At 65.8% G+C, this 17,914-nt stretch carries 8 protein-coding genes and 3 rRNA genes; 8 read left to right on the top strand and 3 right to left on the bottom strand.

Features of this window, described 5'->3' with window-relative positions; genetic code table 11:
- Positions 1–26 precede the first annotated feature (26 nt).
- Positions 27–563, top strand: a complete 537-nt coding sequence (locus V4Y04_RS05020) for an NUDIX domain-containing protein (RefSeq protein ID WP_332426088.1) — start codon at positions 27–29, stop codon at positions 561–563.
- Positions 564–628: 65 nt separating this feature from the next.
- Here V4Y04_RS05020 and V4Y04_RS05015 read toward each other — a convergent pair whose 3' ends face one another.
- Positions 629–2,989: a glycoside hydrolase family 31 protein gene (locus V4Y04_RS05015; RefSeq protein ID WP_332426087.1), complete on the bottom strand. Its 2,361-nt coding sequence runs from the start codon at positions 2,987–2,989 to the stop codon at positions 629–631.
- A 212-nt stretch (positions 2,990–3,201) separates the two neighbouring features.
- Here V4Y04_RS05015 and V4Y04_RS05010 point away from each other — a divergent pair, with 212 nt between their 5' ends.
- Complete coding sequence (locus V4Y04_RS05010; RefSeq protein ID WP_332426086.1) at positions 3,202–5,169, top strand: acetoacetate--CoA ligase; 1,968 nt, start codon at positions 3,202–3,204, stop codon at positions 5,167–5,169.
- Between the two features lie 97 nt (positions 5,170–5,266).
- On the top strand, positions 5,267–6,154 hold the full coding sequence (locus tag V4Y04_RS05005) for a hypothetical protein (protein WP_332426085.1): 888 nt from the start codon (positions 5,267–5,269) through the stop codon (positions 6,152–6,154).
- A gap of 142 nt (positions 6,155–6,296) precedes the next feature.
- On the opposite strand, the gene ptsP is transcribed toward V4Y04_RS05005, so the two are convergent.
- Positions 6,297–7,967, bottom strand: coding sequence for a phosphoenolpyruvate--protein phosphotransferase (gene ptsP, locus V4Y04_RS05000; RefSeq protein ID WP_332426084.1), 1,671 nt, complete (start codon positions 7,965–7,967; stop codon positions 6,297–6,299).
- Between the two features lie 78 nt (positions 7,968–8,045).
- Complete coding sequence (locus tag V4Y04_RS04995; RefSeq protein ID WP_332426083.1) at positions 8,046–8,495, bottom strand: PTS sugar transporter subunit IIA; 450 nt, start codon at positions 8,493–8,495, stop codon at positions 8,046–8,048.
- A 649-nt stretch (positions 8,496–9,144) separates the two neighbouring features.
- Here V4Y04_RS04995 and V4Y04_RS04990 point away from each other — a divergent pair.
- The 5 genes from V4Y04_RS04990 (at position 9,145) to V4Y04_RS04970 (ending at position 17,636) form a co-directional block, all read left to right on the top strand.
- Positions 9,145–10,674 (top strand): 16S ribosomal RNA (locus tag V4Y04_RS04990).
- A gap of 309 nt (positions 10,675–10,983) precedes the next feature.
- Positions 10,984–14,103, top strand: a 23S ribosomal RNA gene (locus tag V4Y04_RS04985).
- 87 nt (positions 14,104–14,190) lie between these two features.
- A 5S ribosomal RNA gene (gene rrf, locus V4Y04_RS04980) occupies positions 14,191–14,307 on the top strand.
- The 16S, 23S and 5S rRNA genes sit together here, the layout of an rRNA operon.
- A gap of 109 nt (positions 14,308–14,416) precedes the next feature.
- Entirely contained in the window at positions 14,417–15,025 is a 609-nt protein-coding gene (locus V4Y04_RS04975) for a CDP-alcohol phosphatidyltransferase family protein (RefSeq protein WP_332426082.1), read from the top strand.
- A 115-nt stretch (positions 15,026–15,140) separates the two neighbouring features.
- The gene (locus V4Y04_RS04970; RefSeq protein WP_332426081.1) at positions 15,141–17,636 is read left to right on the top strand and encodes a mannose-1-phosphate guanyltransferase; all 2,496 of its coding nucleotides are present in this window, start codon (positions 15,141–15,143) and stop codon (positions 17,634–17,636) included.
- Positions 17,637–17,914 lie beyond the last annotated feature (278 nt).

Here is a 17,914-nt window from a genome sequence, read left to right as displayed (position 1 = left end):
CCGCCCCGATCGGTTACAGTCCGCGCGTGCCCAGAACCCAGACCCCCGGCCCCGATCCAGTGCCGGACTCCCACTGCTCGAGCTGCGGCACGCCCTTCGGCGAGGGCGCCTCCGGTTGGCCCCGCACCTGCCCGGCATGCGGCACCACCGCCTACCGCAACCCGCTGCCGGTCGCGGTCGCTCTCCAGCCCGTGTACGACCCGAAGGGCACCGCCCTGGTCGTCATCACCCGGACCATCGCCCCCGCGCGCGGAGGTACGGCCCTGCCCGGCGGTTACATCGACGACCGGGAGGACTGGCGCCAGGCCGTCGTCCGCGAACTCCGGGAGGAGACCGGCATCGACGCGGCGAGCCGGGACGTACGGCTCGCCGAGGCAATGAGCTCGCCCGACGGACACCTGCTGCTGTTCGGGCTGCTCCCGGAACGTCCCGCGGAAGGGCTGCCGCCGTCGGACGCCACGGACGAGACGGAGGGTTGGCACCTGCTGCGCCGCGCGGAGGAACTTGCTTTCCCGCTGCACACGCGTGCCGTGCGGGCCTGGTTCGAGGGCCGGTACATCTGATTCCACGGATCGGCCCGGCCGCAGGGGCGCGGACGGGGCAGGCATCTTCCCCGCCCCGTCCGCGCTCAGTCCGGTCCGAGCCCGCGGACACGCACCGGGTGGGGCGGAGCGCCGGTGCCGTGCTCACCCTCCCGCTCGACGACGATCCGGGACCCCGCCCAGCGGACGGTGTACCGCTCGATGCCCAGCTCCTCCCAGCCGTCGCCGGCGTCCGCGACGACCGCCCCGCCACCGACCCGCCCTCGGGCGGGTGCCCACACCTCCAGTTCCAGCCCACCGTCCTCCCCGTGCACGGGAATGACGGCGCCCGCGCGGGCGAACACCGGGATACGGTCCAGGGGCGCGTCGACCACTGTCCGGGCAGGCCCGTCGAACGCCCGACCCGTCGCCGTCTCGTACCAGCGCCCGCCGGGCAGCCGCACCGTCCGCCGTTTCGCGCCCGCCACCAGCACCGGCGCCACCAGCAGGCTGTCGCCCAGAAGGAAGGCGTCCTCGCAGTCGCGCAGCGCACGCTCCTCCGGTGCCGACCACCACAGCGGCCGCACACAGGGAGCACCGGTACGCCGGGCCAGGTGCGCCAGAGTCACGAGGTACGGTCGCAGCCGCCGGCGTTCGACGAGAGCCGCGCGCGCGTGCGCCAGCACCTCGGCACCGAATTCCCACGGCTCCCTGTGACCCGCACCCGCTCGGGTGCGGAGCAGCGGCAGATGGGCGCCCAGCTGGAGCCACCGCAGATACAGCTCGGGAGACGGATTCCGGCCGGTGCCGCCGACGTCCGGCCCCGCGTACGGGACACCGCACAGCCCGAGCCCCAGCACCAGGGCCAACGACGCCCGTAGTCCGGGCCAGCCCGCGGCTACTTCCCCCGGCAAGGCCCCGCCGTAGCGCTGCATGCCGGCCCACCCCGAGCGCGAGAACAGGAACGGCCGCTCCTCGGGCAGCAGCGCCCGCAGCCCCTCGTGGGCCGCCCTGGCCATGCACAACGCGTACACGTTATGCGCCTCACGATGATCGCCGTCCCGCCCGTCCAGGGCGTGACGGGCCGAACGGGGGAGCGTCGGTTCCCCGAACGCGGTGAACGACGTCGGCTCGTTCATGTCGTGCCAGAAGCCCGCGAAACCCTGCTCCAGCCGCTCCGCGTACAGACCGCCCCACCACGCGCGCACGCGTAGGCGGGTGAAGTCGGGGAAGACCACGTCCCCGGGCCAGGACACACCCTGGACGACGTCTCCCGAGGCATCCCGTACGAACGCGTCCCGGGCCGCCCCCGCGTCGTACACGGAGTGGCCGTCCCCGACAGGGACCGCCGGACCGACGGCCGACACCAGCCGGACCCCGTCCCGTCGTAGCTCGTCGGCGAGAACCGGCAGCTTGGGGAACCGCTCCTGGTCCACGGTGAACCCCTGATGGGCGTCGTGATGGCCGCTACCGAGGTGGACGGCGTCGAGCGGCAGCCCGTGCTCCTGATGACCGGCGACGACCCGCCGCACTTCCCGCTCACCGCCGTCGCCCCACCGCACGTGATGATGGCCGAGGGCCCAGGCGGGCGGCAGCGCGGGCGCACCGGTCAGTGATGCCCAGGCGAGCAGCACCCGCGCTGGAGTACCCACCATCACCCAGCAGCGCAGCGGGCCCCCGTCCATCCGCAACTCGCTGGCCCCCACCCGGTCGTGCCCGGAGCCGGCGCCCTCCGCGCCTTCCCGCAGCGTGACGGTGCCGTCCCACGAACAGTCGTGGAACGCGAGATGTGTACCCGCGTCGGCCACCACCAGTTGCACCGGCATCGCGAGGGCAAGCGGATCGTCGCCGGGCCCGGAACCGCGACCGGGGCCCGTGTTCCACAGCCGGTAGGTGCCGTCCCGCAGCCTCGGCCCGGAGGCCCGCCCCCCGAGCCCGAAGAACCGGGCGTCGGCACGCACCTCGGACCGCTGCATCCAGCGCGCCGGGCCCCCCGCCACCGGCTCCCACCACCGCGGCGGCAGCTCCCGGCGCAACATCACGCCCCCCGGAGTGAGCACCTCCACCGCGCCGTGCCACGAGACGGCGACCGTCACCCGCTCGGCGACCACCCGCCAGCCGCCGTTGGTGTCCGGCTCCAGCACCGCACGCGGATCCGGGTCGGGACAGCGCCCGGCCAGCGCGTACGACGGCTCCGGCGCCGCCCCGTCCCAGCCCCAGAAGACGGCCCCGTTCACGGCGACGCGAATGCGCAGCTCGGAACGGCCGAACCGGACGACACCGCCCCCGGGCCCGGGTTCCGCCTCCCGTACCGGCCCGGGAGTGCGCGCGCGCTCCGCTCCGCGCGGTGGCAGCCCGGTGGCATCGGCCCGCCGCCTGCGCCACGCTGCTCGTACGGTACGTACACCCTGAGCCGTCCCCACCGAGCCGACCGATCTCATCGAACGCACCAGGTCACGACCGTCCATGATGCTCACCCTGCCACTGCCCGCACCTCGCATGTGTGTTGTTCAACTGCCGTTCACCCATGATCGGACCACATCTTCACGACCGGGACTATGTGGGTTGCGCCCTGGTACGGAAGACGATCACGTGGCATCGTCCCTGTCAGCCGCGTCACGCGCACACCCCAGCCCGTGCGCGCAGGACGCACACGACGCGCACAGTCCGGGAGCCGCCCATGTCGACCGTGAACCCCCAGCCGCTTTGGCAGCCAGATCCGGAACGCATCGCGCGTGCCCGGATCACCACGTTCCACGCGTGGGCGGCCGAGCACCACGGCGCCCCCGCGGAGGGCGGCTACGCGGAGCTGCACCGCTGGTCCGTGGACGAGCCGGAAGCCTTCTGGAAGGCCGTCACGCAGTGGTTCGACGTCCGCTTCTCGACCCCCTACGCGCGCGTGCTGGGCGACCGTTCGATGCCCGGCGCCCAGTGGTTCCCCGGTGGCACCCTCAACTACGCCGAGCACGCCCTGCGTGCCGCCGCGACCCGCGCGGACGAGCCGGCGCTCCTGCACGTCGACGAGACCCACGACCCGAGGCCCGTCACCTGGGCCGAGCTGCGCCGCCAGGTCGGCTCCCTGGCAGCCGAGCTGCGCGCCCTCGGGGTACGCCCCGGCGACCGCGTCAGCGGCTACCTGCCCAACGTCCCGCAGGCCGTCGTCGCGTTCCTGGCCACCGCGGCCGTGGGCGGCGTGTGGACCTCCTGCGCGCCCGACTTCGGCGCCCGTAGTGTGCTCGACCGCTTCCAGCAGGTCGAACCGGTCGTCCTGTTCACCGTCGACGGTTACCGCTACGGCGGCAAGGAGCACGACCGCCGCGACGTCGTCGCCGAACTGCGCCGTGAACTGCCCACCCTGCGCGCCGTCGTGCACATCCCCCTGCTCGGCACCGACGCCCCGGACGGGGCACTCGACTGGCAGGCCCTCACCTCCGCGGACACCGAACCGGTCTTCGAGCAGGTGCCCTTCGAGCACCCCCTGTGGGTGCTCTACTCCTCCGGCACCACCGGACTGCCGAAGGCGATCGTCCAGTCCCAGGGCGGCATCCTGGTCGAACACCTCAAGCAGCTCGGACTCCACTGCGACCTGGGCCCGGAGGACCGCTTCTTCTGGTACACGTCGACCGGCTGGATGATGTGGAACTTCCTCGTCTCCGGCCTGCTCACCGGAACGACGATCGTCCTGTACGACGGCAGCCCCGGCTATCCGGACACAGGTGCCCAGTGGCGGATCGCCGAACGCACCGGCGCCACCCTCTACGGCACCTCCGCCGCATACGTCATGGCCTGTCGCAAGGCGGACGTGCACCCCTCGCGCGACTTCGACCTCTCAGCGGTGCAGTGCGTCGCCACCACCGGCTCCCCTCTGCCCCCCGACGGCTTCCGCTGGCTGCACGACGAGGTGCGCGACGACCTGTGGATCGCTTCTGTCAGCGGCGGTACGGATGTGTGTTCCTGCTTTGCCGGCGCCGTACCCACCCTCCCCGTCCATGTCGGCGAGCTGCAGGCACCCTGCCTAGGCACGGACCTGCAGTCCTGGGACCCGAGCGGCAAACCCTTGACCGACGAGGTCGGCGAGCTCGTGGTCACCAATCCCATGCCGTCCATGCCGATCCGCTTCTGGAACGACCCCGATGGCAGCCGTTACCACGACAGCTACTTCGACACCTACCCCGGCGTCTGGCGGCACGGCGACTGGATCACCCTCACCTCCCGGGGCTCCGTCGTCATTCACGGCCGCTCCGACTCCACGCTCAACCGCCAGGGCGTCCGCATGGGATCGGCGGACATCTACGAGGCCGTCGAGCGCCTTCCCGAGATCAAGGAATCCCTCGTCATCGGCATCGAACAGCCTGACGGCGGCTACTGGATGCCCCTGTTCGTCCACCTGACACCGGGCGCCGTGCTCGACGAGGGGCTGAAGGGCCGTATCCAGCGGACCATCCGAGAGGAACTGTCCCCACGCCACGTCCCCGACGAGATCATCGAGGTGCCCGGCGTCCCGCACACCCTGACCGGCAAACGCATCGAGGTCCCGGTCAAGCGCCTTCTCCAGGGCACACCACTGGAGAAGGCGGTCAACGCCGGCTCCGTCGACAATCTGGATCTGCTCACGTTCTACGAGGACCTGGCCCGCAACCGCGGCTGACCTCACCCCGCCCGGTCCGCAGCCGCCGGACCCGGACGCCGTTGTCAGTGCCCCCGGTTACCGTGAGTGAGCATTGATCGACTGCGCAGGGGGAGACATGACGTACACCGACCACCGAACCATGCGACGCGTTCTGCGCCGTGAGATCGCGGGCACCATCGGGCTGCTGACCGACGAGCACGACTTCCGTGCCATGCGTCATTACCGAAGCTTCGTCTTCGACGACCACGGCACATATCTCGAACACGTGGAAGCCGTCCTCAGGACACGTGCCCTGCAGGGCAGCCACACCACACTGGCCCTCTTCGACCCCGAGGAGTACGCGGAGTTCTGCGCACAACGCGGCCTCGACCCGGACAGTCACGCCGGCCGCACCCGCTTCACGGCCGAACTCGCGGCCACCGGAGCCACCGTCCCCTATGAGGGGCAGCCACTGACCGACCTTCTGCCCGCCCTCGTCGACGAGGGCGTCCGCCGGGCGACCTGGGAGTACGCAACCATGCTCCTCGCCCGTCTCGGCGCCTGCCCCACGTGCGGCGAAGACCTGGGCCGCGAGGCCTTCACCCGCACCTCCCGGCTGATCGTCCGCATCCTCGACACGGCGGGCCCCGGGAACCGGCACCTCGTCTGCAGCGTCTCCGGGCCACCCGAGACCCTGATCGCCGTCCTCCACGCCGACGACAACGGCGGACGCCTGGAACTGGACGACGCCGAGCTCCTCGAATTCACCACGGTGCTGGCCGTAGGCCTCGCCACCGACAGTCCGGGCGGGCTCGTCATGCGGACCACCGCCCCCGAAACCCCCGACCGCATCCACGGCTGGCGGTTGCGCTCCCACGGTCTCGAGCCCCTCACCGCCGGGGAGGTCTTCGACGCCTACTGCACCGACGTCGAATCGGGAGATCTCATCCCGCCCGAGTCCAACGTCGACTACTGCGAGCCGCCCGACCTCGGGGAGCGCCCGGACCCGACCCACCAGCACTGAACCCCGAACGGAAAGGGGAACGCAGAACGGAGACGGAAACGGAGAGCGGCAACCAGGAAGGGGCGCCCCTCGAGTGGAGCGCCCCTCCGGGAACGCGGCGGCAGTTATCAGCCCGCCCACCGCCGGTGTCCTACGTGCCCTGCTACTCGCCCGACAGCACTGCCTGAGCGGCCCTACGGGCCTCCTCGGCGCTGTCCGTCGCACGGGCCGCCGCCGCGGCCCGCTCGCACTGCGCCAGAGTGAACTTCGCCAGCGCCGCCCGCACGTAGGGAATGGACGCCGCACCCATGGAGAGGGAGGTGACACCCAGACCGGTCAGCACCGGAGCGAGCAACGGGTCGGACGCGGCCTCACCGCAGACACCACAGCTCTTGCCCTCGGCCTTCGCCGCCTCCGCCGACAGTGCCACCAGGTCGAGCAGCGCGGGCTGCCACGGATCCTGCAGCCGGGAAACCGCACCCACCTGACGGTCCGCGGCGAACGTGTACTGCGCGAGGTCGTTCGTCCCCAGCGACAGGAACTCCACCTCCTGCAGGATCGAGCGCGCCCGCAGTGCGGCCGACGGAATCTCGACCATCGCACCGAACTTCGCGTGCAGACCCGCCTCACGGCACGCGTCGGCGAAGGCCTTGGCATCGGCCCGGTCCGCCACCATCGGGGCCATCACCTCAAGGTGGACGGACAGCCCTTCCGATGCCTTGACCAGCGCCGACAGCTGGGTACGCAGTACCTCGGGGTGGTCGAGCAGAGACCGGAGACCGCGCACACCCAGTGCCGGGTTCGGCTCGTCCGCCGGGGTGAGGAAGTCCAGCGGCTTGTCCGCGCCCGCGTCCAGCACCCGTACGACCACACGGCCTTCGGGGAACGCCTCGAGCACCTGACGGTAGGCCGCGACCTGCTTCTCCTCGGAGGGAGCGTTCTTGCTGTCGTCCAGGAAGAGGAACTCGGTACGGAAGAGACCGACACCCTCCGCGCCCGCCTCGACCGCGGCCGGCACATCCGCCGGACCGCCGATGTTCGCCAGCAACGGCACGGTGTGACCGTCGGCGGTCGTACCGGGCCCGGTCGACGTGCTCAGCGCCGCCCGGTGCTCGGCCGCCGCGGCCTCGAGCTGCGCCTTCTTCTCCTCGCTCGGGTTCACGAAGATCTCACCGGTGCTGCCGTCGACGGCGATCAGTGTTCCTTCGGCGAGCTCACCGGCACCGGGCAGGGCCACCACAGCCGGCACACCGAGCGCCCGGGCCAGGATCGCGCTGTGACTGGTGGGCCCTCCCTCCTCGGTCACGAAACCGAGCACCAGGGTCGGGTCCAGCAGGGCCGTGTCCGCCGGTGCGAGATCACGGGCCACGAGGACATAGGGTTCGTCGCTGTCCGGGACACCCGGCATCGGAACCCCGAGCAGCCGGGCGACAATGCGGTTCCGTACGTCGTCGAGGTCGGCCACGCGGCCCGCCAGATACTCACCGGCAGCGGCCAGCAGCTCGCGGTACGCGGCGAACGCGTCGTACACGGCACGCTCGGCAGTGCTGCTCTCGGCGATACGACGTTCCACGTCCGTCATCAGCTCGGGATCCTGGGCCATCATGGCTTGAGCCTCGAGTACCGCCTGGGCTTCGCCGCCCGCCAGGGTGCCGCGCGCTGTCAGATCGGCCGCCACCGCCTCCACGGCCTTGCGGGCGCGCCCCTGTTCACGCTCCGTCTCCTCAGCCGGTATCTGCCTGGACGGCGGCTCGAGTACCGCCGTTCCCATATGCCGAACCTCGCCGATCGCCACACCATGGCTTACACCGACGCCTTGCAGCGTTGTCTCCATCTCACCTGTCTCCGATAGCGCGGCGGTGTCCGCCGCTGTGTGGGTTGCCCTGCTTGCCGTCGGGCGACGGCACCGGCGTCACTTCCAGAGGAAGAGGGAGTCGCCGGCCTTGACCTCACCCTCGTCACGCAGTTCGGAGAGCGCCTCCACTGTGGCGTCCAAGGCCACGACCGGGCACACCGGGGACTTGCCGGAGGCCTCGACCGCGGCAGGGTCCCAGCGCACGACACCCTGACCGCGGGTCACGGTGTCACCCTTGTTGACGAGCAGTTCGAAGCCGTCACCGTTGAGCTGCACGGTGTCGATGCCGAGATGGGTGAGTACGCCGTGACCGCTCTCGTCGACCACGACGAACGCGTGCGGGTGCAGAGAGACGACGACACCGTCGACGGGGGAGACAGCCGTGGAGGGCTCCCGTATGGGGTCGATCGCCACACCCGGGCCGACCATGGCCCCGGAGAAGACGGGATCGGGCACGGAGCCGAGTCCGATCGCCCGTCCTGCGAGCGGGGATGTCACGGTGGTCATGGGAAGCCTCCGGGGGTGGAGATCGATAGGGGCCCGTCACTGTCGGTCTCGGACGGCGCACTGAGATGCAGCGTATGTCATAGGTAGTACCGGTTCCGCACGAGAGGACCGGCTATAGGTCTAGACCACTTCTTCCTATTGATTTGCGCCTACTCCGTGGCTCCATGTACAGTCGGGGACCTGCCTGGGGCTGGACGACGCGATCTTGCGTCACTGTCCCGCAGCAAATCCAACTTGTCAGATCCTATCCCGGGTCCACTTCTGCATGCTCGCAGAACGGTGGTCAGGGAGCAGGGGAAATACTGATAAAGTCGGAGCCGCCGGAAAGGGAAACGCGAAAAGCGGAAACCCGGAAGGCGAAACCCCGAGGAAACCGGATCACAAAGATCTGATAGAGTCGGAAACGCAAGACCGAAGGGAAGCGCCCGGAGGAAAGCCTGAGAGGGTGAGTACAAAGGAAGCGTCCGTTCCTTGAGAACTCAACAGCGTGCCAAAAATCAACGCCAGATTATGTTGATACCCCGTTCCCGGCCCACGGCCGGGGCGAGGTTCCTTTGAAAAAAACACAGCGAGGACGCTGTGAACGGCCGGGCCTATTCCGCCCGACCGTTCCGCTCTCGTGCGTGTCCTTCCCGATCACGGGAAAGCATTCACGGAGAGTTTGATCCTGGCTCAGGACGAACGCTGGCGGCGTGCTTAACACATGCAAGTCGAACGATGAAGCCCCTCGGGGTGGATTAGTGGCGAACGGGTGAGTAACACGTGGGCAATCTGCCCCTCACTTCGGGACAAGCCCTGGAAACGGGGTCTAATACCGGATAATACCCGCGTCCGCATGGACGGGGGTTGAAAGCTCCGGCGGTGAGGGATGAGCCCGCGGCCTATCAGCTTGTTGGTGAGGTAACGGCTCACCAAGGCGACGACGGGTAGCCGGCCTGAGAGGGCGACCGGCCACACTGGGACTGAGACACGGCCCAGACTCCTACGGGAGGCAGCAGTGGGGAATATTGCACAATGGGCGAAAGCCTGATGCAGCGACGCCGCGTGAGGGATGACGGCCTTCGGGTTGTAAACCTCTTTCAGCAGGGAAGAAGCGAAAGTGACGGTACCTGCAGAAGAAGCGCCGGCTAACTACGTGCCAGCAGCCGCGGTAATACGTAGGGCGCGAGCGTTGTCCGGAATTATTGGGCGTAAAGAGCTCGTAGGCGGCTTGTCGCGTCGGTTGTGAAAGCCCGGGGCTTAACCCCGGGTCTGCAGTCGATACGGGCAGGCTAGAGTTCGGTAGGGGAGATCGGAATTCCTGGTGTAGCGGTGAAATGCGCAGATATCAGGAGGAACACCGGTGGCGAAGGCGGATCTCTGGGCCGATACTGACGCTGAGGAGCGAAAGCGTGGGGAGCGAACAGGATTAGATACCCTGGTAGTCCACGCCGTAAACGGTGGGAACTAGGTGTTGGCGACATTCCACGTCGTCGGTGCCGCAGCTAACGCATTAAGTTCCCCGCCTGGGGAGTACGGCCGCAAGGCTAAAACTCAAAGGAATTGACGGGGGCCCGCACAAGCAGCGGAGCATGTGGCTTAATTCGACGCAACGCGAAGAACCTTACCAAGGCTTGACATACACCGGAAACGTCTGGAGACAGGCGCCCCCTTGTGGTCGGTGTACAGGTGGTGCATGGCTGTCGTCAGCTCGTGTCGTGAGATGTTGGGTTAAGTCCCGCAACGAGCGCAACCCTTGTTCTGTGTTGCCAGCATGCCCCTTCGGGGGTGATGGGGACTCACAGAAGACCGCCGGGGTCAACTCGGAGGAAGGTGGGGACGACGTCAAGTCATCATGCCCCTTATGTCTTGGGCTGCACACGTGCTACAATGGCCGGTACAATGAGCTGCGATACCGCAAGGTGGAGCGAATCTCAAAAAGCCGGTCTCAGTTCGGATTGGGGTCTGCAACTCGACCCCATGAAGTCGGAGTTGCTAGTAATCGCAGATCAGCATTGCTGCGGTGAATACGTTCCCGGGCCTTGTACACACCGCCCGTCACGTCACGAAAGTCGGTAACACCCGAAGCCGGTGGCCCAACCCCCTTGCGGGGAGGGAGCCGTCGAAGGTGGGACTGGCGATTGGGACGAAGTCGTAACAAGGTAGCCGTACCGGAAGGTGCGGCTGGATCACCTCCTTTCTAAGGAGCATCTAGCTGCCGCAAGGCGGCCAGAGCCACTACGCCGGCATCCGTCCGGCGGTGGTCAGCTCATGGGTGGAACGTTGATTATTTCGGCACTCCCGCTCGTCTTCTCCTTCCAGTACTGCCCCTTCGGGGCGTGGAACGGCGGAGGAGACGCCAGGGGGTGCCGGGCACGCTGTTGGGTGTCTGAGGGCACGGCCGCAAGGCCCGCTCCTCGATGCCGACCCCGGTACAGCACCGCGCAAGCGGTGTGTGACGGGTGGTCGGTCGTTGTTTGAGAACTGCACAGTGGACGCGAGCATCTGTGGCCAAGTTTTTAAGGGCGCACGGTGGATGCCTTGGCACCAGGAACCGATGAAGGACGTGGGAGGCCACGATAGTCCCCGGGGAGTCGTCAACCAGACTTTGATCCGGGGGTGTCCGAATGGGGAAACCCGGCAGTCGTCATGGGCTGTCACCCATACCTGAACACATAGGGTATGCGGAGGGAACGCGGGGAAGTGAAACATCTCAGTACCCGCAGGAAGAGAAAACAACCGTGATTCCGGGAGTAGTGGCGAGCGAAACCGGATGAGGCCAAACCGTAGGCGTGCAAGACCCGGCAGGGGTTGCGCCTACGGGGTTGTGGGATCTCTCTTTCATGGTCTGCCGGCCATGAGACGAGTCAGAAACCGTTGATGTAGGCGAAGGACATGCGAAAGGTCCGGCGCAGAGGGTAAGACCCCCGTAGCCGAAACGTCAACGGCTCGTTTGAGAGACACCCAAGTAGCACGGGGCCCGAGAAATCCCGTGTGAATCCGGCGGGACCACCCGCCAAGCCTAAATATTCCCTGGTGACCGATAGCGGATAGTACCGTGAGGGAATGGTGAAAAGTACCGCGGGAGCGGAGTGAAATAGTACCTGAAACCGTGTGCCTACAAGCCGTGGGAGCGTCGGAATGAGGCTTGCCTCATTCTCGTGACTGCGTGCCTTTTGAAGAATGAGCCTGCGAGTTTGCGGTGTGTTGCGAGGTTAACCCGGGTGGGGAAGCCGTAGCGAAAGCGAGTCCGAACAGGGCGTCTCAGTAGCATGCTCAAGACCCGAAGCGGAGTGATCTAGCCATGGGCAGGTTGAAGCGGAGGTAAGACTTCGTGGAGGACCGAACCCACCAGGGTTGAAAACCTGGGGGATGACCTGTGGTTAGGGGTGAAAGGCCAATCAAACTCCGTGATAGCTGGTTCTCCCCGAAATGCATTTAGGTGCAGCGTCGCGTGTTTCTTGCCGGAGGTAGAGCACTGGATAGGCGATGGGCCCTACCGGGTTACTGACCTTAGCCAAACTCCGAATGCCGGTAAGTGAGAGCGCGGCAGTGAGACTGTGGGGGATAAGCTCCATGGTCGAGAGGGAAACAGCCCAGAGCATCGACTAAGGCCCCCAAGCGTACGCTAAGTGGAAAAGGATGTGGAGTCGCACAGACAACCAGGAGGTTGGCTTAGAAGCAGCCACCCTTGAAAGAGTGCGTAATAGCTCACTGGTCTAGTGATTCCGCGCCGACAATGTAGCGGGGCTCAAGCGTACCGCCGAAGTCGTGTCATTGCAGCTATAGGGCCAACGCCCGCTGTGATGGGTAGGGGAGCGTCGTCTGCCGGGTGAAGCCGCGCCGGAAGGCAGTGGTGGACGGTTGACGAGTGAGAATGCAGGCATGAGTAGCGATACACACGTGAGAAACGTGTGCGCCGATTGACTAAGGGTTCCTGGGTCAAGCTGATCTGCCCAGGGTAAGTCGGGACCTAAGGCGAGGCCGACAGGCGTAGTCGATGGATAACCGGTTGATATTCCGGTACCCGCTGTGAAGCGTCAAACATTGAATCAGGCGATGCTAAGCCCGTGAAGCCGTTCCGGACCCTTCGGGGAAAGGAAAGTGGTGGAGCCGGCGGACCAGACTTGTAGTAGGTGAGTGATGGGGTGACGCAGGAAGGTAGTCCAGCCCGGGCGGTGGTAGTCCCGGGGTAAGGGTGTAGCCCGTCATCCAGGTAAATCCGGATGACATGGGGGTGAGACCCGATGCCGAGCCGATTGTGGCGAAGTGGATGATCCTATGCTGTCGAGAAAAGCCTCTAGCGAGTTTCATGGCGGCCCGTACCCTAAACCGACTCAGGTAGTCAGGTAGAGAATACCGAGGCGTTCGGGTGAACTATGGTTAAGGAACTCGGCAAAATGCCCCCGTAACTTCGGGAGAAGGGGGGCCATGTCCGGTGATCCGATTTACTCGGTGAGCTGGGTGTGGCCGCAGAGACCAGCGAGAAGCGACTGTTTACTAAAAACACAGGTCCGTGCGAAGCCGTAAGGCGATGTATACGGACTGACGCCTGCCCGGTGCTGGAACGTTAAGGGGACCGGTTAGTCACTCTTCGGGGTGGCGAGGCTGAGAACTTAAGCGCCAGTAAACGGCGGTGGTAACTATAACCATCCTAAGGTAGCGAAATTCCTTGTCGGGTAAGTTCCGACCTGCACGAATGGCGTAACGACTTCTCGACTGTCTCAACCATAGGCCCGGTGAAATTGCACTACGAGTAAAGATGCTCGTTTCGCGCAGCAGGACGGAAAGACCCCGGGACCTTTACTACAGTTTGATATTGGTGTTCGGTTCGGCTTGTGTAGGATAGCTGGGAGACTGTGAACCCATCACGCCAGTGGTGGGGGAGTCGTCGTTGAAATACCAGTCTGGTCGTGCTGGATGTCTAACCTGGGTCCGTGATCCGGATCAGGGACAGTGTCTGATGGGTAGTTTAACTGGGGCGGTTGCCTCCTAAAGAGTAACGGAGGCGCCCAAAGGTTCCCTCAGCCTGGTTGGTAATCAGGTGTTGAGTGTAAGTGCACAAGGGAGCTTGACTGTGAGACCGACGGGTCGAGCAGGGACGAAAGTCGGGACTAGTGATCCGGCGGTGGCTTGTGGAAGCGCCGTCGCTCAACGGATAAAAGGTACCCCGGGGATAACAGGCTGATCTTCCCCAAGAGTCCATATCGACGGGATGGTTTGGCACCTCGATGTCGGCTCGTCGCATCCTGGGGCTGGAGTCGGTCCCAAGGGTTGGGCTGTTCGCCCATTAAAGCGGTACGCGAGCTGGGTTTAGAACGTCGTGAGACAGTTCGGTCCCTATCCGCTGCGCGCGCAGGAGTCTTGAGAAGGGCTGTCCCTAGTACGAGAGGACCGGGACGGACGAACCTCTGGTGTGCCAGTTGTCCTGCCAAGGGCATGGCTGGTTGGCTACGTTCGGGAGGGATAACCGCTGAAAGCATCTAAGCGGGAAGCCTGCTTCGAGATGAGGACTCCCACCCACTTGATGGGGTAAGGCTCCCAGTAGACGACTGGGTTGATAGGCCGGATATGGAAGCACGGTAACGTGTGGAGTTGACCGGTACTAATAGGCCGAGGGCTTGTCCTCAGTTGCTCGCGTCCACTGTGTTGGTTCTGAAACCACGAACGACCCCACGTACTTGGCGTGGTGCGGTTGTTGTCTGTTTCATAGTGTTTCGGTGGTCATAGCGTAGGGGAAACGCCCGGTTACATTCCGAACCCGGAAGCTAAGCCTTATTGCGCCGATGGTACTGCAGGGGGGACCCTGTGGGAGAGTAGGACGCCGCCGAACTCCTTTTAGAGCTCTGGCTCTTGGGCACGCAGCCCAAGAGCCAGAGCTTTTTTGCTTTGAGGTAGGCTCAGTGAAAATCATCAACACATTTCCCACAGGAGGTCCCCGGGTGGAGGTCCAGGAGACTCGCGTCCAGACGGACCGTGTCCTCACCATCCCGAACATCCTCAGCATGGCGCGACTTCTCGGCGTGCCCCTCTTCCTGTGGCTGATCCTCCGGCCGGAGTTCGGCGGCCCGAAGAGTGACGGCTGGGCTCTCCTGGTGCTCGCTCTGAGCGGTGTCAGTGATTATCTGGACGGCAAGCTCGCGCGGCGATGGAACCAGGTCAGCAGCCTCGGCCGGCTCCTCGATCCAGCGGCGGACCGGCTCTACATCCTTTCGACCCTGGTCGGTCTCACCTGGCGCGAGATTCTTCCGCTTTGGTTGACGGCCGTACTACTGGCCCGTGAGTTGCTCCTCCTGGTGATGGTGGGCATCCTCCGGCGTCATGGTTATCCGCCACCGCAGGTGAACTTCCTTGGGAAGGCAGCCACCTTCAACCTGATGTACGCCTTTCCATTGCTCCTGCTCAGTGACGGTAGTGGCTGGATCTCGTCACTCGCTGCTATTTTCGGATGGGCGTTCGCTGGATGGGGTACAACCCTCTATTGGTGGGCAGGAGTCCTCTACGTGGTGCAGGTCCGCCGCCTGGTTCGTGCGGACGCCATGGCCGGCTGAACTCGCTGATTGGCACGCGCAACGTCGCGCGATGGCCCGCGGTGGAAAAGTGCGGGACAATCTTGGCAGGTGAAGTCGGCTAGACCGTCGTCTCTTGGAGGAGGACGCTTCCGACATGAAGGCCGTCGTGATGGCCGGAGGCGAAGGCACACGCCTTCGCCCTATGACCTCAAGCATGCCCAAGCCGCTCCTGCCGGTGGCCAACCAGCCGATCATGGAGCATGTCCTGCGGTTGCTCAAAAGGCATGGGCTCAATGAAACCGTTGTGACTGTCCAGTTCCTGGCGTCGCTCGTCAAGAACTATTTCGGTGACGGCGAAGAGCTCGGAATGGAGCTCACCTATGCCAATGAGGAGAAGCCACTCGGTACCGCAGGGAGCGTCAAGAACGCCGAGGAGGCGTTGAAGGATGACACCTTCCTCGTCATCTCTGGCGATGCGCTGACGGATTTCGACCTGACCGAGCTGATCAACTTCCACAAGGAGAAGGGTGCGCTGGTCACGGTCTGTCTGACCCGGGTGCCCAATCCGCTGGAATTCGGTATCACCATCGTGGACGAGGAAGGCAAGGTCGAGCGCTTCCTGGAGAAGCCGACCTGGGGACAGGTCTTCTCCGACACGGTGAACACCGGTATCTACGTCATGGAGCCGGAGGTCTTCGACTATGTCGAGGCCGACGTGCCCGTCGACTGGTCCGGGGACGTCTTCCCGCAGCTGATGAAGGAAGGCAAGCCCGTCTACGGCTTCATCGCCGAGGGCTACTGGGAGGACGTCGGCACGCACGAGAGCTATGTGAAGGCTCAGGCCGATGTCCTGGAGCGCAAGGTCGACGTCGACATCGACGGCTTCGAGATCTCTCCGGGCGTATGGGTCGCGGAGGGCGCCGAAGTGCATCCCGACGCCGTACTGCGCGGACCGCTCTACATCGGCGACTACGCCAAGGTCGAAGCCGGCGCCGAGATACGTGAGCACACGGTCGTGGGGTCCAACGTCGTGGTGAAGAGCGGGGCCTTCCTGCACAAGGCCGTCGTCCATGACAATGTGTACGTCGGGCCGCACAGTAACCTGAGGGGCTGTGTCCTCGGCAGGAACACCGACGTCATGCGCGCGGCGCGGATCGAGGACGGCGCCGTCATCGGTGACGAGTGCCTGATCGGTGAAGAGTCCATTGTCCAGGGCAATGTACGGGTCTACCCGTTCAAGACGATCGAGGCCGGCGCGTTCGTCAATACCTCGGTCATCTGGGAGTCCAGAGGACAGGCGCACCTTTTTGGCGCCCGTGGGGTGTCGGGAATCCTGAACGTCGAGATCACGCCTGAACTCGCCGTTCGGCTGGCCGGCGCCTATGCGACGACGCTGAAGAAGGGGTCGACGGTCACCACCGCCCGGGACCACTCCCGCGGTGCCCGTGCCCTGAAGCGTGCTGTCATCTCCGCGTTGCAGGCCAGCGCCATCGACGTGCGGGACCTGGAGAACGTACCGCTGCCCGTGGCCCGGCAGCAGACCGCACGGGGCAGTGCGGGCGGCATCATGATCCGGACCACTCTCGGGGTGCCGGACTCCGTCGACATCATGTTCTTCGACGAGCAGGGCGCCGACCTCTCGCAGGGCAGCCAGCGCAAACTGGACCGGGTGTTCGCGCGGCAGGAGTACCGGCGCGCGTTCCCGGGCGAGATCGGTGATCTGCACTTCCCGGCGAGCGTCTTCGACTCGTACACCGGCTCGCTGTTGCGGAACGTCGACATCACGGGAATCGCGGAGTCCGGGCTGAAAGTGGTCGTGGACGCCTCCAACGGCAGCGCGGGGCTCGTGCTGCCGAGTCTGCTCGGCAAGCTCGGAGTGGACTCACTGACCATCAACCCGGGGCTCAACGAGTCCAGGCCGACCGAGACGGCAGATGTCCGGCGGTCGGGACTGGTGCGGCTCGGCGAGATGGTGGCATCCTCCGGTGCCGCGTTCGGTGTGCGGTTCGACCCGGTCGGCGAGAGGCTCTCCCTCGTCGACGAGAAGGGGAAGATCATCGAGGACGACAGGGCACTGCTCGTCCTGCTCGACCTCATCGCGGCCGAGCGGCGCAGCGGCCGAGTTGCGCTTCCCGTGACCACCACCAGGATCGCCGAGCAGGTGGCGGCCTACCACGGCACCCAGGTGGAGTGGACGACCACCTCGCCCGACGACCTCACCCGCGTGGGTGGTGAGGAGGGCACGATCTTCGGCGGTGACGGCAAGGGCGGTTTCATCGTTCCGGAGTTCAGCAGGGTCTACGACGGCACCGCGGCTTTTGTCCGGCTCATCGGTCTGGTGGCCAGGACGCAGCTCACGCTCAGCCAGATCGATGCGCGTATCCCGCGTGCACACGTGATCAAGCGTGACCTGGCGACCCCGTGGGCGGTCAAGGGGCTTGTGATGCGGCGGGTCGTCGAAGAGGCCGGTGACCGCTTCGTGGACACCACTGACGGGGTGCGTGTGGTGGAAGCCGACGGCCGCTGGGTGATGGTGCTGCCCGACCCGGCCGAGGCGGTCACCCACCTGTGGGCCGAGGGCCCCGACGACGCCTCTGCCCAGGCTCTGCTCGACGAGTGGGCAGTGGTGGTGGACAGCGCCGGACGGTAAGGGCGTGCAGAGAAACAACTTGTGGGTTTCTGGACTTGATGTCGCAGGTCAGCGCGCCGCCCACCCGCATGTTGTTCTCCGGCAGACCCTAACGACCTCACCCGCGATAGGGGGCGGGCTCCCGACGCCCTGCGGCTTCGGATCCAAGGCGGAGGAGGGAGTGATGGCGGAGCCATCGCGCCCGACGACAACGCCGGAGGCGAAGCCGCAGGACGCCGCTCGCCGATCCACTCCCCATCGCGGGTGAGGTCGTAAGTCGGAACCGTCCGACGAACGGG

The sequence above is a fragment of the Streptomyces sp. P9-A2 genome (genome assembly GCF_036634175.1).
Taxonomy (GTDB): Bacteria; Actinomycetota; Actinomycetes; order Streptomycetales; family Streptomycetaceae; genus Streptomyces; species Streptomyces pratens.
The sequence above is the reverse complement of the archived record's forward strand: the minus strand, read 5'-3'. Positions and strand labels throughout refer to the sequence as shown.

Bases quoted from the DNA above. Each gene is read 5' to 3' on its own strand.
- V4Y04_RS05015 (WP_332426087.1), bottom strand. From the start codon at position 2,989: ATGGACGGTCGTGACCTGGTGCGTTCGATGAGATCGGTCGGCTCGGTG.
- V4Y04_RS05010 (WP_332426086.1), top strand. From the start codon at position 3,202: ATGTCGACCGTGAACCCCCAGCCGCTTTGGCAGCCAGATCCGGAACGC.
- V4Y04_RS05005 (WP_332426085.1), top strand. From the start codon at position 5,267: ATGACGTACACCGACCACCGAACCATGCGACGCGTTCTGCGCCGTGAG.
- ptsP (WP_332426084.1), bottom strand. From the start codon at position 7,967: ATGGAGACAACGCTGCAAGGCGTCGGTGTAAGCCATGGTGTGGCGATC.
- V4Y04_RS04995 (WP_332426083.1), bottom strand. From the start codon at position 8,495: ATGACCACCGTGACATCCCCGCTCGCAGGACGGGCGATCGGACTCGGC.
- V4Y04_RS04970 (WP_332426081.1), top strand. From the start codon at position 15,141: ATGAAGGCCGTCGTGATGGCCGGAGGCGAAGGCACACGCCTTCGCCCT.